This is a genomic window from Mycobacterium sp. NGS49, assembly GCF_059812565.1.
In genome coordinates, this window is record NZ_JCALCX010000033.1 from 1 (window position 1) to 24,104 (window position 24,104).

General features: G+C 63.4%; 21 protein-coding genes and 1 tRNA gene. 7 read left to right on the forward strand and 15 right to left on the reverse strand.

Translation table 11 applies throughout. The annotated features are described in order from the left end of the window. Both AC5Y7D_RS25525 and AC5Y7D_RS25530 read left to right on the forward strand, forming a co-directional pair. A partial coding sequence (locus tag AC5Y7D_RS25525) for a pentapeptide repeat-containing protein (RefSeq protein WP_499928612.1) occupies window positions 1–890 on the forward strand: 890 nt, incomplete at its 5' end. Between the two features lie 90 nt (window positions 891–980). Further along, window positions 981–2,192, forward strand: a complete 1,212-nt coding sequence (locus AC5Y7D_RS25530; RefSeq protein WP_499928613.1) for a sensor histidine kinase — start codon at window positions 981–983, stop codon at window positions 2,190–2,192. Window positions 2,193–2,195: 3 nt separating this feature from the next. Here the strand turns inward: AC5Y7D_RS25530 and AC5Y7D_RS25535 are convergent, their stop codons facing one another. The 3 genes from AC5Y7D_RS25535 to AC5Y7D_RS25545 all read right to left on the reverse strand — a co-directional run bounded on the left by AC5Y7D_RS25535 (window position 2,196) and on the right by AC5Y7D_RS25545 (window position 4,963). Next, complete coding sequence (locus AC5Y7D_RS25535) at window positions 2,196–2,840, reverse strand: response regulator transcription factor (protein WP_499928614.1); 645 nt, start codon at window positions 2,838–2,840, stop codon at window positions 2,196–2,198. 226 nt (window positions 2,841–3,066) lie between these two features. Then, window positions 3,067–3,594 (reverse strand): YbhB/YbcL family Raf kinase inhibitor-like protein, encoded by a 528-nt coding sequence (locus AC5Y7D_RS25540; protein WP_499928615.1) that lies wholly within the window; start codon window positions 3,592–3,594, stop codon window positions 3,067–3,069. A 19-nt stretch (window positions 3,595–3,613) separates the two neighbouring features. Further along, on the reverse strand, window positions 3,614–4,963 hold the full coding sequence (locus AC5Y7D_RS25545) for a M20/M25/M40 family metallo-hydrolase (protein ID WP_499928617.1): 1,350 nt from the start codon (window positions 4,961–4,963) through the stop codon (window positions 3,614–3,616). A 252-nt stretch (window positions 4,964–5,215) separates the two neighbouring features. Between AC5Y7D_RS25545 and AC5Y7D_RS25550 the strand changes: the two genes are divergently transcribed. Continuing rightward, window positions 5,216–5,301 (forward strand) — tRNA-Leu (locus AC5Y7D_RS25550). Here the strand turns inward: AC5Y7D_RS25550 and AC5Y7D_RS25555 are convergent. The 4 genes from AC5Y7D_RS25555 to AC5Y7D_RS25570 all read right to left on the reverse strand — a co-directional run bounded on the left by AC5Y7D_RS25555 (window position 5,283) and on the right by AC5Y7D_RS25570 (window position 10,487). Beyond that, window positions 5,283–6,929 (reverse strand): recombinase family protein, encoded by a 1,647-nt coding sequence (locus AC5Y7D_RS25555; RefSeq protein ID WP_264915997.1) that lies wholly within the window; start codon window positions 6,927–6,929, stop codon window positions 5,283–5,285. The genes AC5Y7D_RS25550 and AC5Y7D_RS25555 overlap by 19 nt on opposite strands. A 186-nt stretch (window positions 6,930–7,115) precedes the next feature. Then, the gene (locus AC5Y7D_RS25560) at window positions 7,116–8,621 is read right to left on the reverse strand and encodes a replication initiator (protein ID WP_264915998.1); all 1,506 of its coding nucleotides are present in this window, start codon (window positions 8,619–8,621) and stop codon (window positions 7,116–7,118) included. Further along, entirely contained in the window at window positions 8,614–10,056 is a 1,443-nt protein-coding gene (locus tag AC5Y7D_RS25565; protein WP_264915999.1) for an FtsK/SpoIIIE domain-containing protein, read from the reverse strand. Before AC5Y7D_RS25565 ends, AC5Y7D_RS25560 begins: the two co-directional genes overlap by 8 nt. Before the next feature lie 92 nt (window positions 10,057–10,148). After that, the gene (locus AC5Y7D_RS25570; protein WP_264916000.1) at window positions 10,149–10,487 is read right to left on the reverse strand and encodes a hypothetical protein; all 339 of its coding nucleotides are present in this window, start codon (window positions 10,485–10,487) and stop codon (window positions 10,149–10,151) included. A gap of 167 nt (window positions 10,488–10,654) precedes the next feature. Between AC5Y7D_RS25570 and AC5Y7D_RS25575 the strand changes: the two genes are divergently transcribed. Further along, the gene (locus AC5Y7D_RS25575) at window positions 10,655–11,857 is read left to right on the forward strand and encodes an NsdA family TPR-like regulatory protein (protein WP_264916001.1); all 1,203 of its coding nucleotides are present in this window, start codon (window positions 10,655–10,657) and stop codon (window positions 11,855–11,857) included. Next, on the forward strand, window positions 11,854–12,594 hold the full coding sequence (locus AC5Y7D_RS25580) for a creatininase family protein (protein WP_264916002.1): 741 nt from the start codon (window positions 11,854–11,856) through the stop codon (window positions 12,592–12,594). Before AC5Y7D_RS25575 ends, AC5Y7D_RS25580 begins: the two co-directional genes overlap by 4 nt. Window positions 12,595–12,908: 314 nt before the next feature. On the opposite strand, the gene AC5Y7D_RS25585 is transcribed toward AC5Y7D_RS25580, so the two are convergent. The 3 genes from AC5Y7D_RS25585 to AC5Y7D_RS25595 all read right to left on the reverse strand — a co-directional run bounded on the left by AC5Y7D_RS25585 (window position 12,909) and on the right by AC5Y7D_RS25595 (window position 15,927). After that, window positions 12,909–14,108, reverse strand: a complete 1,200-nt coding sequence (locus AC5Y7D_RS25585) for an acyl-CoA dehydrogenase family protein (RefSeq protein ID WP_264916003.1) — start codon at window positions 14,106–14,108, stop codon at window positions 12,909–12,911. Between the two features lie 166 nt (window positions 14,109–14,274). After that, complete coding sequence (locus tag AC5Y7D_RS25590; protein WP_264916004.1) at window positions 14,275–15,381, reverse strand: NDMA-dependent alcohol dehydrogenase; 1,107 nt, start codon at window positions 15,379–15,381, stop codon at window positions 14,275–14,277. A gap of 321 nt (window positions 15,382–15,702) precedes the next feature. After that, window positions 15,703–15,927 (reverse strand): hypothetical protein, encoded by a 225-nt coding sequence (locus AC5Y7D_RS25595; RefSeq protein ID WP_373878439.1) that lies wholly within the window; start codon window positions 15,925–15,927, stop codon window positions 15,703–15,705. A 563-nt stretch (window positions 15,928–16,490) separates the two neighbouring features. On the opposite strand from AC5Y7D_RS25595, the gene AC5Y7D_RS25600 reads away from it, so the two are divergent. Continuing rightward, window positions 16,491–16,856 carry a DUF6933 domain-containing protein gene (locus tag AC5Y7D_RS25600; RefSeq protein ID WP_264916006.1) on the forward strand — a complete coding sequence of 122 codons (366 nt, stop codon included), beginning with the start codon at window positions 16,491–16,493 and terminating at the stop codon, window positions 16,854–16,856. Between the two features lie 50 nt (window positions 16,857–16,906). On the opposite strand, the gene AC5Y7D_RS25605 is transcribed toward AC5Y7D_RS25600, so the two are convergent. Together AC5Y7D_RS25605 and AC5Y7D_RS25610 are read right to left on the reverse strand one after the other, a co-directional pair. Next, entirely contained in the window at window positions 16,907–18,250 is a 1,344-nt protein-coding gene (locus AC5Y7D_RS25605; protein WP_444980284.1) for an IS256 family transposase, read from the reverse strand. 130 nt (window positions 18,251–18,380) lie between these two features. Then, a complete protein-coding gene (locus AC5Y7D_RS25610) occupies window positions 18,381–18,767 on the reverse strand; it encodes an SCP2 sterol-binding domain-containing protein (protein ID WP_264916007.1) in 387 nt (128 codons plus the stop codon). A gap of 41 nt (window positions 18,768–18,808) precedes the next feature. On the opposite strand from AC5Y7D_RS25610, the gene AC5Y7D_RS25615 reads away from it, so the two are divergent. Continuing rightward, window positions 18,809–20,001 (forward strand): IS3 family transposase gene (locus AC5Y7D_RS25615; RefSeq protein ID WP_264916008.1). Its coding sequence is split into 2 segments (ribosomal slippage): window positions 18,809–19,079 and window positions 19,079–20,001, totalling 1,194 coding nucleotides; the frame shifts between segments, so codons are not numbered across the junction. A gap of 178 nt (window positions 20,002–20,179) precedes the next feature. Here the strand turns inward: AC5Y7D_RS25615 and AC5Y7D_RS25620 are convergent. From AC5Y7D_RS25620 to AC5Y7D_RS25630, 3 genes are read right to left on the reverse strand one after another with little or no spacing between them, the layout of a single operon-like run. Further along, window positions 20,180–21,238, reverse strand: coding sequence for a BtrH N-terminal domain-containing protein (locus tag AC5Y7D_RS25620; RefSeq protein ID WP_264916009.1), 1,059 nt, complete (start codon window positions 21,236–21,238; stop codon window positions 20,180–20,182). A 49-nt stretch (window positions 21,239–21,287) separates the two neighbouring features. Beyond that, the gene (locus AC5Y7D_RS25625; RefSeq protein WP_264916010.1) at window positions 21,288–22,433 is read right to left on the reverse strand and encodes an acyl-CoA dehydrogenase family protein; all 1,146 of its coding nucleotides are present in this window, start codon (window positions 22,431–22,433) and stop codon (window positions 21,288–21,290) included. A gap of 38 nt (window positions 22,434–22,471) precedes the next feature. Continuing rightward, window positions 22,472–24,091: a fatty acid--CoA ligase gene (locus AC5Y7D_RS25630; protein WP_264916035.1), complete on the reverse strand. Its 1,620-nt coding sequence runs from the start codon at window positions 24,089–24,091 to the stop codon at window positions 22,472–22,474. Window positions 24,092–24,104 lie beyond the last annotated feature (13 nt).

Genomic DNA, 24,104 nt, shown 5'->3' on the forward strand with positions numbered 1-24,104 from the left:
CCAACACCGGCAGCTTCAACCCCGGCCACCACAACACCGGCTTGCTCAACCCCGGCTCCTACAACACCGGGTTGTTCAACACGGGTGATACCAACACCGGCCTGGCCAATTCGGGCAACGTCGACACCGGCGCCTTCATCACTGGCAGCTACAGCAACGGGTTGTTCTGGAGAGGCGACTACCAGGGCCTGGCCGCTGTCGGATACTCGTCGACCATTCCCGAGATTGCCTGGCACTACGACGTGAATGCGCCCATGGAGATACCAATTACCGGCCACATCAATGAAATCACCCTGGACGAACTCAATATCTCCGAGGTCCCACTCAAGGTGCAACTGCAGCAAACCATCTGCTATCCGTGGTACGAGTACCCGTTCTACAAATGCAGCACGGTGACGACGACCGTCTACAACGGCAGCATCGGAGGCTGGACTATCAGCGCGACCACCCTGCTCTCCGCGATGTCGATAGATCAGACCGTCGGCCAGACATTCGACCTGCCCGGCAGCGGCACCGTGGGCCCGTACACTTTCGGCTTCGCGTATCAGCAGAACCCGGGATACTTCAATTCGTCGGCGGACCCGTCCTCAGGCTTCCTCAATTCCGGTAGTGGCGGTGCGTCGGGCTTCTTCAACTCCGCGGATGGCGCGGTATCAGGCCTGTTCAACGCCTTCGCCGACACGTCAGGGCTGGGCAACGCCGGCGGACCGGGTAATTCCGGCTATCTCAATTTCGGTCAACTGGCGTCGGGAGTGTCCAACACCGGCAACACCATTTCGGGCTTCTTCAATACGAGCACCGTCGACATCGCGGAGGTCGCTTCGACCTCCGGTGTCGGCAATGTCGGCATCGACCTGTCCGGCTTCTTCCACAATGCTTCGCGACGTTGAGCAACCGCGGACGACGCGACTTGTGACTCGATTGAATCGGGCTGGAACCGTTGTACATTCGCAGCATGCGCCGCCAACGTTAGGTGACTGATGAGCAGCACAGATATCGAGCAGGTCCTGCGACGACAACGGTTGCGCTCATTGCAAGGCGGGTCCCTGCTGCGCGTCGGTGTCCTCGTGATCATGATCGTCGCCATGTTCATCGCGGGCGACAGCGCCCGGATGCCGATGAAGGCCGTGTTGCTTGGCATCTATGCCGTGGTGACGGTGGCTGCGCTGCTGGTGGCTTTCTCCGGCGGCGCCAGTCAGTTCGGCGACGACACCACACTGATGACGCTCGGCCTTGCCGACGTGGCGGCCGTTTTCGGATTCAAGCTGCTTTCCCCCGGCGGCTACATCCCGCTGCTGGTGATGGCTCTGTTGCCACGCCTGGTGGCTGCGGAGTTGTCGTTACGACGGGCCGGCGCGGTACTGACCGCCAGCCTCGCCGTGTTCGCAGCGTCGCTGCTGCAAGATCCCGTGATCATGCCGCGCGTCGGCGCGTGGGAGGTGGCCCTGATCGTGCTGATGTACGGATTCGTCTGTGCCACAGCGTTTCTGATGGTTGTCTTCCGATTGCGCAACGTCGACGAGATGGCCGAGCTGACGGCCTCGCGCGAAGAACTCCTCGCTCAAACGATGACGGCGTCGCAGGCGGAGCGTCGGCAGATATCGGAATTCATCCATGACGGGCCATTGCAAGACGTGTTGGCGGCCCGCCGCGACGTGGCCGGCTTCCTCAAGGTGTCCCCGGAGGCGCCCTTGGAACACGCGCTGGCGAGCCTGCGCGAAGCTTCCCAATTGTTGCGGGAGGCGACCTTTGAACTGCACCCGGCCCTGTTGGAGCAGGTGGGGCTGGCCGCGGCCGTGGACAAGCTGGTAACCGTCGCCGCGGCCCGGTCCGGCATAGCGTTCACCACCGACATCGACTATCCGGACTCCAACGCGATCGACCCGATCCTGTTCGGCGTGATCCGCGAATTGGTGTCCAACGTGGCCCGTCATTCGCAGGCCGGCTCGGCGACGGTGAAGGTTGCTGTGGACCGCGGAATCGCCCGCGTCGACGTGGTGGACGACGGGATCGGGTTGGCCGGTGACGTCGCCGCGCGTCGCTTCGCGGAGGGACACATAGGTCTCGCCTCCCACCGCGCGCGGGTTCAAGCCGCCGGCGGCGCACTGACGATCGTCGACGAACCCGTCGGGGCACACCTGCGGGTAGAGCTGCCGCTTCGTGCGCAGGCTCCGAAGCGGGTACCGGTCTGACCGCTACTCCAGCAAGCGACGGCGCATCGCCTCGGCGACCGCCGCTCCGCGATCGGAGACACCCAGCTTTTCGTAGAGGGTTTGCACATGCGTCTTGATTGTGCTGCGCGCCAAGTGAAGTCGTACGGCGATCTGCGGAACCGACATCCCTTCTGCCATCATCGTGATCACCTGGGTCTCGCGCTCGGTCAGCGATGTCGTCGCTCCCCTGCCGCGCCTTCTGACTTCACCGGCCAGCCCCCCGGCAACCCCGGGCGGCAGATAGGAATCTCCGGCCGCGCACCGAAGTACGGCGCTCACGATCTCGTCGACGTCGGATTCCTTCGTCAAGAATCCCGAGGCGCCCTCAGCCAGGGCCTTGAAGACGACCGGGCTGTCGTCGAAGGCGGTGAACAGCACCACGCTGGTGGGCAATCCGTCACGGACGATCGCGTGGGTGACCTCCAGGCCGTCCAGGCCGGGCATTTTGTAGTCCAGCAGCGCGACCGCCGGCCGAAATCGCCGGATCGCGTCCAACGCCGCACGTCCATCGGCGACCTGGGCGACGACCTCGACCCGTCCGCTGGCCTTGAGAGCCCGCACGACGCCTTGTCGCATTACCGGGTGATCGTCTGCCACGACGACGGTGACACGGTCAGTGGTGGTCATCGACTCTCCCAGCACATCTCGGCGAAGCGCTACGAGCCCTGCCGCGGCGCGGACGGGCGCCTACCCATTGTTGCTTCCTAGACCTGCGGTTGGGATGATTTGCGGCCCCGGGTCACTCACTTACGCAGCCATTGCCCGACGCCGACGTACCGGCAGACGGCATCGCCGCCGCTTCAGCAGGCTTTTCGCGAGGCAGCGGCTGCCCGAAGAGAGTCGACGTGGGAACTTACGTCTGCTCGTAGGTCGCGTGAATGACGGCGCGGGCGATCGCGTGCTGGAACAGGTTGAAGCCCAGGTAAGCGGGGGTGGCGCCGTCCGGAAGATCCAGTTTGTCGACATCGACCGCATGCACGGCGACGTAGTAGCGGTGCGGGCCGTGTCCGGGGGGCGGCGCGGCCCCGATGTAGCGACGCTGCCCGGCGTCGTTGGCCAGCGTCAGCGCGCCGCCCGGCAGGTCGCTGCCGTCGCCCGCGCCGGCAGGTAGCTCGGTGACGTCGGCCGGCAGGTTGGCCACCGCCCAGTGCCAGAATCCGGACGCCGTCGGCGCGTCGGGATCGTAGACGGTGACCGCGAAGCTGCGAGCCTCGGCAGGGAAGCCCGACCAGCTGAGCTGCGGGCTGACGTCCTCACCCCCGGCGCCCATGATCCCGCTGACCTGTGGTTTGGCCAGTGGCTGCCCGTCGGTGATCGACTCCGAGGTCACGGTGAACGACGGCAGCTTGGGCAGCGCGTCGTAGGGATTGGGCACTGTCATGGTGAGTCCTCTCGTGTGATCAGCAGTTAGTCAGAAAGTGCGCCAGTACTTCGGTGCCGAACCTCAGCGCGTCGATGGGTACCCGCTCGTCGACGCCGTGGAACAGCGAGGTGAAGTCCAGATCCGGCGGCAGCCGCAAGGGGCTGAAGCCGAAACAGCGAATACCCAAGCGCATGAACGCTTTTGCGTCCGTGCCACCGGACAGCATGTACGGCACCGTCCGGGCATCCGGATCCAGCGCCAGCACCGCGGCGTTCATCGCGTCCACCAGATCGCCGTCGAACGAGGTCTCGTAGGAGCTCAGACTCCTGATCCATTCCCGGGTCACGTCGGGTCCGAGCAGCGCGTCCACCTCCGCCTGAAAGGCCGGCAGCCGACCGGGAAGGACCCGGCAATCGATCACCGCTTCCGCTGTCGCCGGAACCACGTTGGCCTTATAACCGGCATTGAGCATCGTCGGGTTCGCGGTGTCGTGAAGGACGGCCTTCAGCATGCGCGCCATCGGACCCAGCTTGTCGATCATTCCGTCGAGATCGGGTGAGTTGGGGTCGAACGCCAGCCCCGTCTCCTCGCTTACCACGGCGAGGAACTGGGCGACGGTGTCGGTGCATATCAACGGGAACTGATGACGTCCGAGCCGGGCCACTGCTTCGGCGACGGCGGTGACGGCATTGTTGTCGTGCACCATCGACCCGTGCCCCGCACGTCCGCGCGCGGTCAGCCGCATCCACTGGATGCCCTTCTCCGCGGTCTCGATAAGGTAGAGCCGCCGCTCGCCGCCGTCGTGGCGTGGCACCGTCAGCGAGAAGCCGCCGACTTCACCGATTGCCTCGGTGACGCCGTCGAACAGGTCAGGGCGGTTGTCGACCAGCCACTGCGCCCCGTACTTGCCGCCGTGTTCCTCGTCTGCAACGAACGCGAACACCAGGTCTCGCGGTGGCACGATGCCGGCGCGCCGGAAATGGCGGGCCAGCACCAGCGTCATGCCGACCATGTCTTTCATGTCAACCGCGCCGCGCCCCCAGACGTAGCCGTCCTCAATCGCACCCGAGAACGGATGCACACTCCAATCCGCCGGTTCAGCGGGTACCACGTCGAGGTGTCCGTGGACCATGAGTGCGCCCCGCGTGCGGTCCGCGCCGGGGAGCCGAGCGACCACATTGCCCCGGCCAGGTGCCCCCGACTCGACGTATTCGGTCTCGTACCCGACCTCCTCGAGCTGCTCGGCGATCCACTGCGCGCACTCGGCCTCGCCTTTGGTGGTCTCGAGTTCACCGGTGTTACTGGTGTCGAACTGGATCAACTTGCTGACCGTTTCGGCCACATCATCGGCAGGGCCGAAGGGAACATTCGGGTCAGCCGCAGGCACACCGGTCACAGTCACCTTTCCTACCACGACCTGCCGGCGACCCGCCGCGCCCGGCCACGCCGCGCTTGCGATCCGCGCTGCTACCAGGGTGGCGACCCGCCGCGCCCGGCCACACCGCGCTTGCGATCCGCGCCGCTGCCAGGGTGGCGACCCGCCGCGCCCGGCCACGCCGCGCTTGCGATCGCCACGGGCCGATTGGGCCGACGCGAATCGATCCGATAGCCTTAGCTGCCAACTCATGTGGTTGGTCAAGTCCGAGTGGCGGAATGGCAGACGCGCTAGCTTGAGGTGCTAGTGCCCTACTAATGGGCGTGGGGGTTCAAGTCCCCCCTCGGACACATCCGGCGACACGACTTAGGTCGGCCGTCGCCTTGACTCGTCGCAGGTGGGGATCGTAGTCAAGCCGCAGACCCAGGCTGGCGTACACCTGAGCGCGTTCTGCCCCGGTTGCCGCACCGAGGATGGCCGACAGCCCGCCCAATCCTTCGACCAGCTCGCTGATCTGTGCGGCAGACATGACATGGGGCCGCTCCGTGCGCTCAAGGCGTGCCCTCAGCTCGTCACGCTCGGCCGTGCGACGACGCAACGCAGCAGTCAAATCCTCAACGGCCACACCAGACTCCACCGCCGCAACCAAGGCAGCAATCTTGCCATTGACCTCGCCGAGCTCGCGCTGCAAGGCGGCGTAGCCAGTTCCGGCCGAGGGGTCCATCTCCTGCCCGCGGGCGAGGTCTTCTGGATCGGCCAAGGTGGCGATCCATTCGTCCAGTCGCGCAGTCACCTCGTCTTCACGGAGATAGACGGTGCGCGGGTGATCACTCAGGTCCACGGGTACAGAACGCGACTTGCCCAGCTCACATCGGTAGAGGATGCGCGTTGTCTGCTTCCCTGGCCGGGCAGCGCCCTGCATCCGCCGTCCGCATGCGGCACAGAACACCAGCCCACGCAGTGCATATGGCACCGTCGATTCTCTGCTGCAAACAAGACCGGGACCGCGCCGCACCTGTGTCCGAAGTCGAACAGCCTGCGCCAGCTCGTCAGGGATCAGCGCTTCGTGCGTGCGGCGGTCTGGTGCGATCCAGTCGGACTCATCACGCCACCGCATGCGGGTCTCGTACCCCGCAGCGACATCGTCGGGGTTGACCAGTACCTCGTATTTCTCCTGCTTGCCCCAAACACGGATACCGCGGTACGCGGGGTTGTCGAGTATCGCGCGAATCGCGGAATGGGACCATCCTCGCGGATCACGGTGACGATTCCGGGCTGGGTCGTACTGACTCGGGGACGGCACGCCGTCGTCGGTGAGCTGTTGCGCGATGTAGCGCAGGCCAGCGCCGTCGGCGTACATGCGGTAGATCCGCTCAACGACCAGCGCTGTTGCGGGGTCAGGTTCGAGGCGGTGCAGCCGCTGCCCAAGATTTGCCTTGGCAAGGTTCGGGTGCGGGCCGGCATCGACGAGCTGATAGCCGTACGGTGGCCGACCACCGAGGTATCTGGCGGTGTCCTGCGCGAGTGCCGACATCGCGGTACGGACTCGCATCTGGATTCGTGCGCGCTCGCCCTTGCTCATACCGCCGAAGAGCGTCATCACGAGGTCATGTGCCTCGGAGCCGGGATCGACCGCGCCTCCGACCTCCGGCACCCACAGACCGACTCCGTAGTGTGTGAGCACGGGGAAAGTGAGCGCGAACTGTGGCCCGTAGAACGCGCGCGCGGGTTCCCCGATCACCACGGCATCGAAGCCACGATCACGCGAAGCGACGTCAGCAAGCAGACGTGATGCCTCCGGTCTGCGCTTCCACGGCAGCGAACGGCTCTGTCCCACATCGAAGTAGTCAGCGGCGATCACTCCGCCATGCGGAGTGATCAGGTCCATGGCACGCCGCTTCTGCCAGCTGCGGCTCGCCTCCGGGTCTTGAGCGTCCTCCGTGCTCACTCGGCCATAGAAGGCGAACCTCAAGCTCACGCCACTCCCCTCCCTGATCCAAGCATCCGGTCCCGCACAGCAAGTATGACGTGTACCAGCGCGCGGTTGGCCTCATGCCGAAGTCGATAGTTCTCGGGTACGACTATTTCAACATCTCCCTCTGACAAGGTCGGCGCGTCGATTCGACCGTCACACTCGGAGCGAGTACCTGCTGTTCGGGAGTTGTCAGCCATCGAGTACCCCCGGCGGATCCCCTCGTTGGTTTCGGGCTTGTCGACGGGCTTCCACCAGCCCGATGCGGCGGGCATCGATGCGTTGCAGGGCCGCGGAGTAGATGAGAGTGCGGTCGCCGAAGCTGGTGGGGCCGGCACGGTCAAACTCCCACGCCACCAGATCATCGCCATCGGTGGAGTTGAAGCCGAGATCATGTTGGTGTGCAGCGTTTTTCAAGCGTTGTTCACGTGTCCAGGTGGCGCGCTGTTCGCGCAGCGCAGTCATGGTGGTGGAGTAGCGACGGGACTTGCTGGTGATGTGGCCTCGGTAGCCGAGGGTGTGCAGCCACCGGCCGATACTGGCCAGTCCCCTATTGGCGAGTTGGCTGATGGTAGTCAGGATCGCGCGGACATGTTCGGTGACGTCGAGGTCGGCGATGGCCTCAGTGGAGATGCGCCGTGCACCGATCCCGACATCAGCTAAGGATTTGGTGACGTATTTTGCGAGGTAGCGAGCTACGCGGCGGCCTGGCAGCACGCTGCCGCGCAGTGAATCCTCCTGCACAGCAGGGCCTTCCATGCCGGCGTGCCGGTTGTCGATGGGTTGAGTGTCGACTTGTGTGCCGAACCTGATCACCCGTGTCGCGGTCGCTGAGGATGAGTCGATGACCGTCACGGCCACGGTTCGAGCAGCCTGTTGGATGATTGTGGCCAGTTCGGTCGCCGTGACGGGCGAGTGCCAGTCCTGGCCGCCACAGTTAGCGTCGGCTGGCGGGTCGAGGCGGATCAGAGCGTGAATATGCGGTATGAGCCGGGCTTGTAGTTCGACGACTTTGATGAAGCTGACCCGCACCCCGTCCGGGTCGGCACCCGAGGAGCGTATTTCTCGGCGCAGTGCGCGTCGCAGGGTGATGGTGAAGCGTCGCCACAGTTCGGGCATGTGCCAGGTGAACAGAACATGCCCGGTGTAGTCGTAGCAGTCCGCACATGTCGGCTGTCCCACACGAATATCACCGTCGCCGTGGGTTATGCTGCACCACAGCGGTTTTCCATGCGGACAGCGGTGATAGCCGCCAGTACGGTCGTGATCGCGACACACCCGGTCGCGCTTGTCGCCCGCACGCGCGTAGCTGTGAACAGGTCCGTAGCTGGGTGCAGTGAGGGTGACGAAAACCTGCGGACGATCGGCTACTGCTGCGGGGACGTCGTGATGGCCGCCAGCCGTGCCGGCGTCCACGAGTTGCCAGGTGTCGCGCGCGTACAGGTCTGAGCACGACGGGCAGATCCGGGCGCGGCGGTTGTTGCACCGTGTCCATACCACCCGATCCCGACTATATTCATCGGTGCCGACCAGTTGGATTGGGTGGGCGCAGAACCCGACCGATTCGGCACGCCGCCACCACGATTCGAACCCCATGGAGGCCGCGCGGCGCACCATCTGCTCGACCACGTTGGCGGTGTCGACAGTGTCAGGAACACCGGGAAGGGCGAGCTGCGCCGATGTCTGGGCGCTATTCACCGCTGCCCTCACCCGATGTCTGGCCACTGTCGTCACTTCTCGGCTGCCTGCTACTTGGCCGGCCGGTAGGGTGGCGGAAACGGCGGGAGAGGGTAGTGATGTCGTGGTCCGTGACGTGGAAGGCGCGAACCCGTGTCGGGTGGGCGGTGCCGTCGATCATCATGTACCCAACACCGGGGGTGACATCGGGGATGTGGTCGCAATCGGCGCCGGCGTCGCGGGCTCCTTGGCCCAGGACCATGGTGGTTTGAGTGGCTTCGGTCAGCCGCAGGCCGATCCGCACGGTGAACAGCTGCCGCACCGGCAGGGTGTCCTTAGCGGGATCCTGCACCGCCGCCACGACACTGATGCCTACGGCCCGGCCTTGGGAGAGCAGCAGGCCCAATAGTTGTTCGATTTCGGTGCGGATCTTGCGGTCGGTCAGGTACGCAGTCAGAGCTGCGATCTCGTCGATCACCACCACGAACAATGGCTCAGCCTGTGTGGGAGTGTGCAGACGCGTCTTGCCGCGCAGCCGGTTTGCGCGGCCGTACATCACCTTCACGAGCTGGCGCAGCAACTCCAGAGTGGTGTCCGTGGCGTCGTGGGTGAACACCGTGAACATGGGTGCTCCGGCGCCCAGTTCCATGCCGCCTTTGGGGTCAATCACACACAACCGCACCCGTCCCGTTCGCACTGCGGGAGCGATGCCTGCGATCAGTGACCACAACACGCTGCCTTTCCCGGCGCCGGTCGCCCCGGCGACCAGGATGTGATGCCCCAGCAGGGGCAGCCGCCACCAGCCACGGTTCTCGGTGACCCCGATCGGCACGGACGTGAGATCGACGACGGTGGCTGGCGTGGGCATCGGTAGTGGGATCGGCTCGGCGAGTACGTCGCCGCGCATCAGGGCGATCCGCAGTTCTCCTGGCGCGGTGGCGGTAATGGTGATGCGCTCCGCGCGCCACGCGGCAGCCAGCGCCTCGGCTTGTCTGTACCAGTCCTGCACCGATTGGCCGGTCACGATCCGCAGCCGCAGTACATCGGTCTGCGCGCAGATCTGCACCGACTGCAGAGTCGGCGTGAGAGTGCGCTCGCCGAGCTTGGCGGTCAATCCGTGCAGGCTGCACACCGAATCCCAGTTGCGCGTGTAGCGCCACCACGTCAGCCAGCGCCGCCGCACTGGCTCGGTCACCCAGGCGTGAAACGATCGGTTGTCCAGCCATGCCCACGCCATGTACCCGACACTGACCACGATGGCAGTGATCAGTCCCGGGCGTACTCCATGAGTGATCGCCACCGCGATGCAGGCGATGATCGGGATGCTGATGGTGGGAAACAAGATCGCCCACCACAGCAGATACCCCACCGCCTTGAACAGTGACACGATGAGGTCTTCGATCCATTCGTCATTGTTCGACTGGGTGTTGTTGGTGCCCTTGCTGTTTGACGCCATGACGACTGCCTTTCGTGAGCCGATGTGATGTGCGGATCGATGGCCGGGGCTGGGGCGTGAGACCATGCGAGTGCCACACCCCAGCCCCGGGTTTACTTCGGTGCGCGCGCCACCTGGTCAGCTGAGCCGGCCGGGATCGCGGTGATGGCGTCGGCGCGGAACGCCACACCGTTGCGATCGCCCTGTGCCCACGGGATTGCCACCAAGCCCGACACCGACACCGGTTGAGTGACAGCCAGTTTCGGGTCACCGGCGACGGTGACATTGAGTACTTCGCCACCGGTGTCGTCCAGAGCGAGGAGTTGCGTCGCAAACAGCGGCAACCCGGTACTGGTGTCGACCTTGGGGCTGCCTGTCTCGAAATTCAGCCGGGGTTCGGCCGCCCGGGTCACGATGAACCGGGTCGCTGATGTATCGATCTTCAATCGCATTGCTGTGCCGTCCTTTTTTTGGTTTCGTATGCGGTCATCGGTGCCCGCGACACCCAGAACAGCGCTTCGACAGCAATCGCCGGAAGTCACCACCAGTAAGAGTCAGTAACACCCCGGCACGCGCAGGATCGCCTGACCTGCGCTGATGTGTGAGGCATGATCAGAAGATGGCGGCAGTCGACCCAAACCGTGCGCTCAACGCGCAGCGGCTTCGACGTGCCCGCCTGGAATACGGGTTCAGTCTCCAGGAGCTTGCTGCTGAGGTCGAAAACGTTCGCCGGATGCGCAGTGACCGCGATATTCCTCCCCGCGAATCACTGCGTCAGATGATCATCAGCATCGAACGCGGCGGCTCGTTCGGGGAAATGTGGCGGGCAGACCTTGCCGCAGTCTTCGGCCGCGACCCCGACGAGATATTCAGCGTGCCGGTCCAATCACCGCTGCCGCACCCGTTGCTCCTGGAATTGCCGGTCGACGAGGATGTCCTATCGGTAATCACCGCGCAACGGGCTGCGCATATCGAGGCCGAGCATGCCTTCGGAGCCCAGCACGCGCGGCCGTTGGTCGAGCGCGATCTCGACACTGTCGAAGCGCTGATCAGGACCGCGCCCCGCCGGCTCAAACGTGCCATGGCAGAAGCTGCGGGGACCATCGCCGAAGTAGCCGGCTGGATCGCCCAAGACCTCGGCGATCATGCCGCCGCCCAAACTCTGACGCACAAAGCGTTCTTGCATCTGAGAGCGGCGAGTCCCGAGCTACGTGCGATGATCCTGATGCGGCAATCGAACATTCTCACGCGCAGTGACGCCAGCTTGGCCGTCGACCTCGTAGCCGATGCGGCCGATCTCATCGAAGGCGGCAACGCAGGCCGGCTGACGGCCAGCATCGCCCGCCAGCAAGCCCTTGCCGCGCTGCACAATGAGGACGAGCGGGGCTTTCACCGGCACGCCGCCGAAGCCCTTGAACTCGGCGACATCGAGCCCGTCGCTGGTGATCGGGCTCCCTATGCCCACGCCGCCTACGTCGCAAGTGATGTCGCATCCGGATATCTACGTCTGGGCCATGCTGAGAAAGCTCTTGAGCTATTGGCCAGCCATCACTCCGAATGGACTTCACAACAACACCGCGACCGTGCCGTCGCGGACATGCGGCTGCTGCATGCCTACGTCGCGATCCGGGACTATCGCCTTGCGCTGGCATTAGCTGACACCGCCATCCCCGCTTACCTATCGGCGCCATCGCAACGAGCGCGCCGACACCTCGCTCAGGCAGGCAAACTCGTCCGTGACCGTAGACGGCGAGACTCCAGCCCTGTCCTGCAAGAACTCGCCGCGCGCATCAAGAAAGCTACCCAAGGAGCCCATACGTGAGCCGCCGCATCATCCCTGATACCACCACCACCGATCCCGCGGCCACCAACACCGTGGCAGTGTTACCCGTTGGCTCCTTCGAACAGCACGGCCCCCATTTGCCCCTCGGCGCGGACACCCTCATCGCCTGTGCCATCGCAACGGCAATCAGCCAGCATCACAACGTTTTCCAGCTACCACCGATCACGTTCGGATGCTCCCACGAACACGCCACTTATCCCGGAACAGTCAGTATTAGTGCCACAACACTGGCGGCCGTCATCGCCGACATCGTCCAGTCGCTCACCCAACAGGCGGTGTGCGGGCTCGTCATCGTCAACGCCCATGGGGGTAACGCCGTGCTCACCAATGTCGTGCAGCAGGCCAACCAGCCCGCCACGTCGATCAAATTGGGGCTCTACCCAAGTCGCGAAGATTGGACCGAAGCCCGCACCGCCGCTGGCATCACCAGCACCAACCACGACGACATGCATGCCGGAGAACTAGAAACCTCCATCCTGCTCGCCGCATACCCGCGGTACCTGCGCAGCGGGTGGGACATCGCTGATCACAGCGCCAGCGACCGCCGCTACCTCACCACCGTCGGCATCAACGCTTACACCCCTACCGGTGTCATCGGCTACCCGTCACGGGCCACCGATGCCAAAGGGCACGCCCTGCTCGACCACCTCGGCCGACACGCCGACACCCTCATCACCCTGCTGACCGGACCGCCCCGACACCAAGCGCGCCAATAACCCGGCTCCGGCGCGCAACATCGGCGGCTACCTGCGGGCTTCACTGCGCTCCCTCTGCTCCCGTCCGCTGGCGCTCCCGTCCGCGCCGGTCGCTACGTTGCGCCCTCCGTCCGCCGCCACAGCAGCCAGCACGAGCGAGCACACTTGTCGAATCGGTTACCCGAAGCATGCGATGAGCCGACAGCCGCGGCCCACGCATAGTGCCAACGCCATCCTCGACCAGCGGCGGCCCGCTCACAGCCGGGACTACCAGCGCCAGCGGGCTGACCGCTTCTGGCCTGCGGTGTGAGAACTTTCTTTACTGGAATCAAGAACTAGAGTCCGATGCGCTTGGCGATGATCTCGTTCATGATTTCGTTGGTGCCGCCGCCTATTCCGAGAATTCGGCAATCTCGATAGTGTCTCTCGATCTCAGACTCACGCATGTAGCCCATCCCACCGAAGATCTGAACCGCCTCATTGACCACGTAGTCGCACGCATACACAGCGGTGTTCTTGGCCATCGACACCTCGGCAACGACATCCTCCCCCGCTAGCCACCTCTGCATGACCGCACGGGTGTAGGTGCACGCCACGTCGACCTGTCGAGCCATCTCCGCAAGCTTATGGCGAATGATCTGGCGCCCCGTCAAGGGTCTACCGAACGTTTCACGTTCCCGCGCCCAACTCTTGGCAAGATCGAGAGCCCGACCCGCCGTCGCGTACGCCTGGACGGCGATGCCGAGCCGTTCAGCCTGAAATTGCTGCATGATCTGCAAAAACCCGCTGTTCTCTGCCCCCACCAGGTTGTCAGCCGGTACGCGAACGTCGACGAAAGACAACTCGGCGGTGTCGCTACATCGCCACCCCATCTTGTCTAACCGGCGGGACACTTCGAATCCAGGCGAATTCTTGTCGATCACAAGCAATGAAACTCCACCGTAACCCGGTCCGCCGGTGCGTACCGCCGTAGTAACGAAGTCCGCTCGAACTCCGCTGGTGATGAATGTCTTTGCTCCGTTGACCACGTAGGTGTCCCCGTCGCGCACCGCGCGTGTGCGCAGATTCGCGACATCTGAGCCTGCCCCAGGCTCGGTAACGCCCAGCGAGCCGATCATCTTTCCTGCGAGCGTAGGACGGACATATCGTTCAATCAGGGCGTCGGAGCCATTGGCGGCAATGTGGGGAAGGGCAATGCCATGGGTGAACAAGGCGGCGCAGACGCCAGTGGACCCGCCTGCGGCCAGGATGGCCTCAGTGACCAGCGCGGAGTCAATCGCATTGCCGCCGCTGCCGCCGACTTCTTCCGGGAACCCGATTCCGAGAAGCCCCACCTCGGCAGCATTGAGGTGCAGGTCGCGTGGAATCTCACCCACCTGCTCCCATTGCGCTAGCTTCGGCGCGATTTCACGTTCGACGAAAGACCGCGCCATCTGACTCAGCGCTCGTCGCTCCGGCGTGGTCCACACCTCCGGGGCGACAACGAAACGAGCTGCCCCATCCTCGCTTGCCATGGTCGTGCCAGCGTCCGTCATCTCAGCCTCCGGGAGAATTTGATGGATGATTGATTACAAGGTGTCTGACGCTTGCCGTCCTCAGACAGGAAAGGAGGACGCGACGCGCGGCAGCCTAAGCGGTCCGGCGGCGTGTAATCTGCAGCGGCGCAAGGACATGAACACAAGCAGTGGAGCATGGTTCTCTTCAGAACCGGACGAGCCCTCGGATGTTTTTTCCTGAACGCATATCCTGGTAGCCTTCGTTGATTTGGTCGAGGGAGTATTCGCGGGTGACCAACTCATCGAGCTTCAACAACCCAGCGGAATACAGCTCGACCAGTCGCGGAATATCGTGCGGCGCATTGGATGAGCCATACAAAGCGCCACGAATCTGCTTCTCGTAAAGCGTCATTTCAAGCAGTGATCCTGAGATCGATGAGTCGTCGGGGTGCCCGATGGCCGTGACCACGACGCGCCCGCGCTTTCCGACCAAGGCCAGCGCTTCCGCGGTGTAGGAGGCCTCAGCCACATCGGTGGTGAGGATGCAGACATCAGCCAGCTTGCCCAGCGTCATATCGCTGACCAACGACCAAGCTTCATCCATCGAGGCCGCGGTGTGCGTCGCACCGAACCCGCTCGCTTGCTCTCGCTTGAACTTAACCGGATCGACCGCCACAATCGCTAACGCTCCCGCGATTCGCGCGCCCTGAATCGCATTCATTCCGATTCCCCCCGCTCCCACTACCACGACGGTGTCCCCGGCGCGCACCTCCCCAGTCCGCACCGCAGATCCGTAACCGGTCGTGACGCCGCAGCCGATTAAGGCTGCCCGATCCAGGGGGATCCCGCCGTCAATCTTGACCACGGACGCCTTCGGCACCACTGTGTACTCGGAAAACGTTCCGAGCAAACACATCTGCCCGACGTCCTCGCCTCGTGCGTGAAAGCGATAGGCGCCGTCGATCTGCGGTCCCATCATGAGCGCCGCTCCCAACTCACAGAGATTGCCCATGCCGCGCGCGCAGTACGAGCAGCGCCCACACGAGGGAAGGAAGGTCAAGATGACAGAATCACCTTCGGACAGTTCCTCAACCCCTTCACCGCACTCCACGACTGTGCCAGCACCCTCATGACCCCCCACTACCGGCAATGGGATCGGGAGGTCGCCGGTCACCAGATGTTCGTCGGAATGGCACAAGCCGGTGGCCGCCAGCCGCACGAGGACCTCCCCGGGACCTGGCGGATCCAACTCGACTTCTTCGACCTCCCACTTCTGCTCCAAGCCCCACAAAACAGCGGCACGTGTCTTCATGCTTAAGTCCCTTCTTTTCTAGCTATATCTAATGACGCTTCTGAAGTAGTTATCCCGACCGCGCACGGCGATACCGCGAACTGTCGTGGATGATCTCCGGGCACGTCGCCCAGGGGCCGCGGCGGCCGGTCGCGTCCGAAAGTTGGTGTAAAAGCACGGGCCGGTTCGCGGCTTCGTCGTCAGCATACGGGCAGGGGAACTCGGGCGGCAGTCACACCACCGCGCAGCTGGCCCCTGATGGTGTCATGGGTAACGAGGCTCGGGTCCCGCTCCGGATGCTTTGGCAGCCCCCAGGACCGACACTGCAGGGCCGAGAGATGTTCAGCCGTATAGGGTTTGGGCGGCTTCGGTCAGTGTGTTAAACGCGGCGTCGAGGCGGTCTTGGCGGCGCCGGTTGGGTTCGTGGTTGGCTTCGGCGGCCACGAACCCGATCAGCTCCTCCAGGTCGTCTGCACTGGTTAACAAGGCAGCGCCGTCGGGGTGGGCGCGCATGCCATACACCAGTCGCTCACAGTCGGGGTCAAGCAACACCAGGTCGCGTAACACCGCGGCGGTCTTGTCGCTGACGATGACCTCGTCGACGTCGCCGGCAACGCTGAGCCGGCGGCGGCGCAGGTCGTACGGGGAGTCTGCCCAGTTGCTGATCACCCCCTCGTCGTCGCAGACGCTGCACCACCATCGGATCGGCGCCGAGGCCTCCGCCCCCATGATGGCGATGGTCATCCGCCCGGGGCAGCGCCTGTGGGCCGGTCGGCGCCGACACGGCAATGCGGATACCCACGGATCACCGACCTCGCCGGCGGTGCCCGCCCGGACAATGTCGCCCAAATGCTGCGCGAGGCGCCGCGCGGGACCCGAAGCGTCGTGCGGCATGTCGAGGAAGTGATGCAGATCAGCGACCAACACGTCGCCACACTGTACCGGCGCCAAGCCACGGCGTTCTTGCGTCCCGATCGTCGGTGGCTTTGCCTACGATCATGACTCGTGATGCTGCGATGCACCGCCAAGGTGTTGGCGCTGCTGGGGGTGTCTGAGCCGGCCATCGGCGAGCTTGCGCGCGGGACTGGTATGCCCATCTGGTCTGGATCGACCGACGCAAATGCCTGCTGGTGACCCACAGCGGGACGTTGTTCTCGGTGTTCATGCCGAACGTCACCGCCGCCGGGTTGCGCCCGATCGGCCCGCCCGTCGTCTCGGCGATCCAGGCCGCGCTGCAAGCCGAAGGCCTGCCCGTCGATACGCTTGGCGATCTTGATCCCAAGCAGATGGTCGTGGCCAAGACCGCCGACCGCCGCATCCTGGGCACCATCAACGATTTAGCGTTGACCACCGAACACGTCATCGCCACCACTGGCGGACTGGCCCGCTGCGACATCAACGCGCTGCACCACGGCCTGCACCGCACCATCAACAGCATCACCGGCTATATCCCACCGATCGACCTCGTCACCGCCAGCCGTCAAGACCAGCGGTAACAACTGTCCTCCTACCTGGGGGACGTACCGGCGTCGCAAACCCCAGGTCGCTACGCGGTGGCCGAGATGGGATCTGCGGGTTCGGGTTCGTAATTCGTGGTGGAGGGCGGCGGCCGCAGTTCACGGGGTGGGTCGAGGAGTGATCGGCGTAGGTCTTGCAGCAACCGGGTGCCGACCGGGGTCATGGTCAGACCGCGCCAACCGGCCGAGGCGCGATCAAGCACGGCCCACACCAGGCTGATGGCGCTGGTCTCGCCAGGGAATCGGCCAATGACCTTGGTCCGTCGCTTGGTCTCCCCAAAGGAGCGCTCAATAAAATTCGAATGCCGAACGCGCCCATGGTGTTCGACCGGGAACCGCAGATAGGCCGTCAGCCCTGCTTTGTCGGTAAGCAGGATCCGCATAGCCGCCGGGTAGAGGTCGCAGTATTTAGCGGCGAACGCTTCGATCCGCTTGTCGACGATCTCGACCAGCTGGGGTCCCGGTTCGATGCCCAGGTCGGTGGTATCGAAAATCGCCCAGTACCCGTCGCGGACCTCGGCTTGCACCCCGGTGGGAATCTTGGCGAGCACGTTTCGGAGTCGATGAATAAGACATCTCTGGCGCAACGCTTTTGGGTAAATTTGTTCGATAGCTGCGATCAAGCCCTTGGCGCCGTCAGAGACGACCAGCAGCGGACAGCCAAGGCGGCGCTCGCGCAGATCGGTCAAAAAGTCGCCCCACGCGTCGGTCGACTCGCCCGTCGCGGGTGCCAATCCGACGAACACCGGCTTGCCCTCAGTGGTGATGCCCCAAGCGGCCAACACCGGCTCGGCCGGCGACCCAGGATGCATCCGAAAGAACGAGGCATCCAAAAACAGATAGTCCAGCACGATCTCATCGAGCCGGCGGCGCGCCCACGCCTGATACTCGGCGCGGATCACCTTGCAGACTTCCGAGACCGTCGACTTGGAAATCGCGGCCTGATCGCCGAGCGCTTCGGCCAGGGTGGCCTCGACATCCCGGACGGACAGGCCGCGCACGAACGCCGCGATCACCAGCGTCTCCAGGGCGTTGGTTTTCGTCACGTGCTTACCGAACAACCGCGACGCAAACGCTGCGGTGGTGCCGCGCAGCTTCGGCCGCTCCAACCTGACCGGTCCAGTGGTGGTTTTGACCGTCACCGACCGATACCCGTTGCGTGAGCCCTCCTTAGCGGCAGGACAGGCGGCGGTGCGTTGGTAGCGTTCGCGGCCGAGGAACTCGGTGACCTCAGCCTCCAGCGCCACCTGCATCAACAGCTGGGCGCCGAGACGGGCGACTTCTTCAAGGATCTCCGGCAGCTCCCGATCCTCGGCAAACAAGGCGTCGATCTTGGTGCGGATACGGTCGGTGGCTGATACTCGAACAGGCACGGGCGTTGCTCCTTCTTCGCAGACTTGCAGGTCGTGAAGCGGAACCTACGCCCGTGCTCCCTATTTACACCGGATTCCGGACACGACCCGGCGGCCGCTCGCCCGCGCCCGGTCTCGTACCGGACTGACATCACACATCGAGCAGGTCGTGACGCTTGTCGGCTTCGAGGATTGCCCGATATTCTGGAAAAAGGTTTTTGGCCTGCGGTATGAGCTTGATCAGTTTCGTGACAGGACCTTTCGCTCGTACAGTTCCTTTGGCCATCGCCATGGTCAAGTTGACTTTCCCCAACCAGAACCTGTTACCGGTATCCGCGGACATGAACAATTCGACATTCGGTGTAACGCCACTGTCCGCGCCGGTCTCTATCACCTTCTTCGGCATATCCACGGTTACTACCGCATCCGGATCGGTGTAGTGGATCCGCAACACCACCCCGGACCCGGCAAGTCTGTTCGCAAGGTCTTCGTTCTCCAAACCTCGTCGAAAGTGGGGTTGACCCCTAATGGTGGACACCTGACTGGTGGGACTGCTGGTCCCGCGGGAAGGATGTCCGTATGTCGGGCAAGCGTCGCAAGTACACCCCGGAGTTTCGGGAGCAGGCTGCCCGCCTGGTGATTGAGACCGGCCGTCCGGTGGCTCATGTGGCGGCCGAAATTGGTGTCGGAGAACAAGTGCTCGGGCGTTGGGTGCGCCTCCAACGCCAGGCCTTGTCGGCTGGTGATACTGGCGCGGTGTTGGATGCTGATGAGCGCGCCGAGCTGGAGCGCCTGCGCCGTGAAAATGCCGAATTACGTTTGGACCGTGAGTTTTTGAAAAAAGCCGCGGCCTTCTTCGTCTCCGAACACAACCGGTAGAAGCCTACCGGGTGATCGAGGCGGAGAAGGCCACCTACACGGTTGAGCGGATGTGCGAGCTGCTGGAGGTGTCGCGCTCGGGGTACTACAAGTGGCGCAAATCCCGCGATTCCGGGCCGACCCTGGCCCAGCAGCGCCGCGCCGAGCTGGACGCCAAGGTCGCGAAGTTCCACGCTGCTTCTGACGGTGTGTACGGCGCCCCACGCATTTTGGCCGATCTACGCGACGACGGTGAGCAGGTGTCACGCAAAACGGTGGCGGCCTCGCTGCGCCGCCAGGGATTGGCCGGGGTCTGCCCCCGCCGGTTTACGCCGGCCACCACGGTGGTTGACCTGGATGCTGCGGTACCTAAAGACCTGGTCAAGCGCCGTTTCGACACCGGGATACTCAACCGGGTGTGGACCTCGGACATCACTTATCTGGGTACTGGTGAGGGCTGGCTGTATTTGTGTGCCGTCCGCGATGGCTGCTCACGCCGGGTAATCGGCTGGGCCATCGACGATTACCTGCACACCGATCTGGTCCAGGCCGCCCTGGAGATGGCCGTGGCGATGCGCGGCGAGCTCGCTGGGCAGGTTGTGATGCACGCCGATCGCGGCTGTCAGTACACCTCGGCGCAGCTCGCGCGGTTCGCCCGCGAGCACAACCTGGCCCGCTCGGTTGGCCGTACAGGGGTGTTGTGTTGGGACAACTCTCAGCAGGAATCTTTTTGGGCGACACTGAAAGTCGAGTTCTACGACCGCTACGTGTGGCCAACCAAGGCCGCCGCCAAAGTCGCGGTCGGCGACTGGATCGAGCGCGTCTACAACCGACGCAGGCGCCACTCATCGCTAGGTATGATTTGCCCCGTCGAGTTCGAGAACCGACTCACTCAGACGGCACAAGCCGCCTGACCGTGTGTCCACCAAACGGGGTCAAGCCCAGAAAGATGCCGGCGAGGTAGCGGTAAACCTCTTCCGCATCAGCGAAGACAGCCATCGTGAATCTCCATTCTGTTGACGCAATCCAAGCACTCACAAAGAAATCCGTTGGGTCGCACCCAGTTTGATTTCCTCCGCAGGCAATCAGGACTCATAGGAGTAAATTCCCTGCCTCCCTCAGCGCCTGCGCGAGTCGACGTTCGGCTCGCGGCAACTGCGCAGCGAGGGACGCGGCGCCACTCGCTCGCCGGCGCGGATCTGCACCGCGTTCGTAAGCGGTGTGCGCAACAGCGGTCCACAACTCAGATGCGGTCTTCGCAGCCTCCGCTGCTCGGAACGCAGGTTCGAAACTCAACTCTTCAGCGATGCGCCGACATCCACGTGCCTGCAGATCTCGGAACAGACCGCCTCCGGTTCCAGCCTTTTCGATGAAGGCGCTCAGCGCAAACAAGACACCGTCGAGGGTGTCGTCGTCAAAGATCTCCGGCCACCGCTTGAGGTCCTCCACAAAGGTCGATACCCCTGATAATCCACGCACCTGAATTTCACAATCGGAGCCCTCGGTGATCGGCGCGCTCACAAACGAACCCTGCATCGCGTCCGCGGACCTACGGAAGGCCGACCGGGCAGCATTGCCGAGATCTGGTGCCGCGCCGGGCCACTCGACCACGTAGGTGGTGTGCCGCGTGGGGACGGGAAATCCCGTCGATGCTCGCGCCTTCCGTAAATTCTCGTACGGCACCGCTTGAGGTGTATCGCGATCGTTATCGACCACGAACGCGAGTTCCTTGTCGTCGTCGTACCCCACGATCACGACGTCTTGCCGGCTCATACTCAGATGCGTTCTCAGATAGGGCAATTCGGCGATGTCAGTCCACACCATGACCGGCGTGCCGGAATCGATCTGTTCGGTCACCCATTTCCAACCAAGATCGGGGTCGTCTGTCGAACGGCGCTCGAAGCGCGCGCCCAACCGGGTCAAGTATTCGTCTTCGAGGTCCGCGCTGCGTCCAACCAGGTAGATCGGTGGGCATAGGTGCCCCGAGCGAACATACGAGAAGTCGAGGGCCCCCCCGAGAGCAAACACGATGCCTTCGTCCGGAGCGTCATCACCCCAACGGATCCCTGCCCATTCGGTCAGATCCCGAAGCGCACCCGATCCGCAATGGCCGCCCATGTCGTGGCGATACGGCACCACCATCGATGCCATCAATCCTCCTCCTCTAGATGACTAACGTGCAGGCGGCAACTCATCTGCGTCATAAGGAACGCGAGATGATTTCCTTCATCACCTCGTTCGTGCCGGCATAGATTTTTTGCACGCGCTGATCCACCCACAATCTCGAGATGGGGTACTCGGTCATGTAGCCATATCCGCCGTGAAGCTGCATACAGTCGTCGAGCACCTTCATCGCTCGCTCAGTGGTCCACCACTTCGCCATGGCGACGGTCTGCACGTCGAGTTGACCCGAAAGGTGCAGGTCGATGCAGTAGTCGAGGAACACTCGTGCGATGCGCGTTTCGGTCGCGGCTTCAGCCAGCGTGAACTTGGTGTTCTGAAAGCCGAAGACAGGCCGACCGAACGCCTCCCGCTCACGCGTGTACTTGAGCGTCTGCTCCAGGGCAAGTTCCATCGCTGCGACAGCCCCCACCGCGACAATGAGTCGCTCTTGCGGCAGCTGCGTCATCAGCTGAATAAAGCCTTGTCCCTCGGCCTGGCCCAGAAGGTGCGAGCGCGGAACTCTCACCTCATCGAAGAACAACTCCGAAGTGTCCTGGCCGCGCTGGCCGATTTTGTCGAGAACTTTGCCACGACGGAATCCCGACCGGTCTGCCTCGACAGCGATCAGAGAGATACCCGCGGCGCCCTGGCTCGGATCTGTCTTGGCGACAACGATGATCAGGTCGGCCTGTTGGCCGTTGGTGATGAACGTCTTCGAGCCCGTGATCACATATTCGTCACCGTCGAGGATGGCCTTTGTCTTGACGCTCTGGAGATCGGAACCCGTACCCGGTTCGGTCATGGCTATCGCCCCGATCATTTCACCGGAGGCCATTTTGGGGAGCCACTGCTTACGCAGCTCTTCAGTCGCGTATTGCAGGATGTAGTGGGCCACGATTCCGCTGTGCAATCCCGCGCCCCACGAGCTGTCGCCGATGCGGGCCTGCTCTTCGAGGACGACCGCCTCGTGCGCGAAAGTACCCCCGCCTCCGCCATATTCCTCAGGTATTGACATGCAGAGTAGGCCCAGCTCGCCTGCTCGGTTCCACAGTTCTCGGTCGACGTGGTGCTGTTCTGCAAAGCGCTGCGCATGCGGCGCCAGTTCGGCCGAGAAGAACTTCGCAGCGAGGTCACGAAGCTCGAGTAATTCAGCATTCATCCAGGGAGAGATTGGGGAGGACATGATTACCTTCCGACTGTTGGAATTCCGGGGACTTGACGTTATTGCGTTTCGATTTCGATGAGGTATTCGCCGGCAGAGTGGCGCGCACGGATGGCCTTTTTGTCGTACTTTCCGACGCTCGTTCTCGGAATATCGGACACAAAGCTCCATCGCTCAGGAATCCACCATTTGGCGACTTTGTCCGCAAGGAACGATCGGAGGTGGTCAATGTCAACGTCGGTTCCGGGGTGGACGACGACAAGCGCCAACGGCCTTTCCTGCCATTTATCGTCCGCGACGCCGACTACCGCCGCTTCGTACACGGCAGGGTGCCCGATCAGCGTGTTTTCCAGCTCCACCGAGGAGATCCATTCGCCACCTGACTTGATGACGTCTTTCGAGCGGTCGGTCAGTGTCAGATAGCCCTCGGCGTCGATCTTGCCCACATCACCGGTACGCAGCCATCCTTCGTCGAACTTCTCCGTATCGTTGTCTCCGAAATAGGACCCGGTGATCCAAGGACCGCGCGCCTGGATTTCCCCAACTGATTGCCCGTCCCACGGCACGTCTTTCCCGTCGTCGTCCCGCAACCGGATTTCGACACCGCAGATCGGCCGGCCCTGGGATGCGCGCATCTCCCATCGTCGCGTCGCGTCGGCTCTGTGAGCCGGACGTGCAACGGTCGCCAACGGAGAGGTTTCGGTCATACCCCAGGCCTGCACAATGGGCACGTTGTACTTCTCTTCGAATGCCCGCATCAAGGAAAGCGGAACAGCAGATCCCCCGCACGCGACCAGCCGTAGCGAAGAAATGTCCCGCTCAGGGTGCGAATCCAGATATCGGTCGACATCGTTCCAGATCGTCGGCACTGCACCGGCCAAGGTCGGTCTGGTGTCTTCGATGATCGACACCAACGGTTCGGCTTGGAGATACCGGTCAGGCAGCACCAGATCCGCACCGGACATCAACGCTGCGTAGATAAGCCCCCACGCATTGGCGTGAAACATTGGGACGATGGCCAGCACACGGTCGGCCTCGCTGACTGACAAAGCGTTAGCTGTGCAGGCGGTCAGCGAGTGAAGGTACGTCGAACGGTGGCTGTAGACGACGCCTTTGGGATCTCCGGTGGTGCCGCTCGTATAACACATGGCCGCGGCGGACAGCTCGTCGAGCCGAGGCCAGTCAAATGATTCTTCCTGGCCGGCAAGCACTTCCTCGTAACGCAGAACGGTCTTCCCGCATCCCTGTAGCGGGGCAAGGTCGCCCTCTCCGGTGACGATGACGGTGTGCACCGACGCCATCGCTGGGAGCGCGCGCGCCAACAACGGGGCAACCGAAGCGTCGACTAGGACGATCTGATCGCTCGCGTGGTTGGCGATGTACGCGAGTTGCTCTGGGGCCAAACGAATGTTGAGCGTGTGCAGGACCGCGCCCATGGAGGGAATCGCACAGTAGGCCTCCAGATGTTCCTGGTTGCTCCACTGGAAGGTGGCCACGCGTTGGTCTGCCGTGATGCCAAGACTGCGCAGCGCATTGGCAAGGCGAGCCACTCGCGCCAGCACAATGCGGTAAGGCGTTCTCCGATATCCATTTCCGGTCGGAGTGACGACCTCGCTGTCACCGTGTATGGCTGCCGCATGCTGAACGATCGCCGAAACCGACAGGGGAACATTTTGCATTGTGCTTTGCATC

Bases quoted from the DNA above. Each gene is read 5' to 3' on its own strand.
- AC5Y7D_RS25585 (WP_264916003.1), bottom strand. From the start codon at position 14,108: ATGACGGACGCTGGCACGACCATGGCAAGCGAGGATGGGGCAGCTCGT.
- AC5Y7D_RS25530 (WP_499928613.1), top strand. From the start codon at position 981: ATGAGCAGCACAGATATCGAGCAGGTCCTGCGACGACAACGGTTGCGC.
- AC5Y7D_RS25540 (WP_499928615.1), bottom strand. From the start codon at position 3,594: ATGACAGTGCCCAATCCCTACGACGCGCTGCCCAAGCTGCCGTCGTTC.
- AC5Y7D_RS25620 (WP_264916009.1), bottom strand. From the start codon at position 21,238: ATGGCATCGATGGTGGTGCCGTATCGCCACGACATGGGCGGCCATTGC.
- AC5Y7D_RS25590 (WP_264916004.1), bottom strand. From the start codon at position 15,381: ATGAAGACACGTGCCGCTGTTTTGTGGGGCTTGGAGCAGAAGTGGGAG.
- AC5Y7D_RS25575 (WP_264916001.1), top strand. From the start codon at position 10,655: ATGGCGGCAGTCGACCCAAACCGTGCGCTCAACGCGCAGCGGCTTCGA.
- AC5Y7D_RS25565 (WP_264915999.1), bottom strand. From the start codon at position 10,056: ATGGCGTCAAACAGCAAGGGCACCAACAACACCCAGTCGAACAATGAC.
- AC5Y7D_RS25625 (WP_264916010.1), bottom strand. From the start codon at position 22,433: ATGTCCTCCCCAATCTCTCCCTGGATGAATGCTGAATTACTCGAGCTT.
- AC5Y7D_RS25570 (WP_264916000.1), bottom strand. From the start codon at position 10,487: ATGCGATTGAAGATCGATACATCAGCGACCCGGTTCATCGTGACCCGG.
- AC5Y7D_RS25630 (WP_264916035.1), bottom strand. From the start codon at position 24,091: ATGCAAAATGTTCCCCTGTCGGTTTCGGCGATCGTTCAGCATGCGGCA.
- AC5Y7D_RS25535 (WP_499928614.1), bottom strand. From the start codon at position 2,840: ATGACCACCACTGACCGTGTCACCGTCGTCGTGGCAGACGATCACCCG.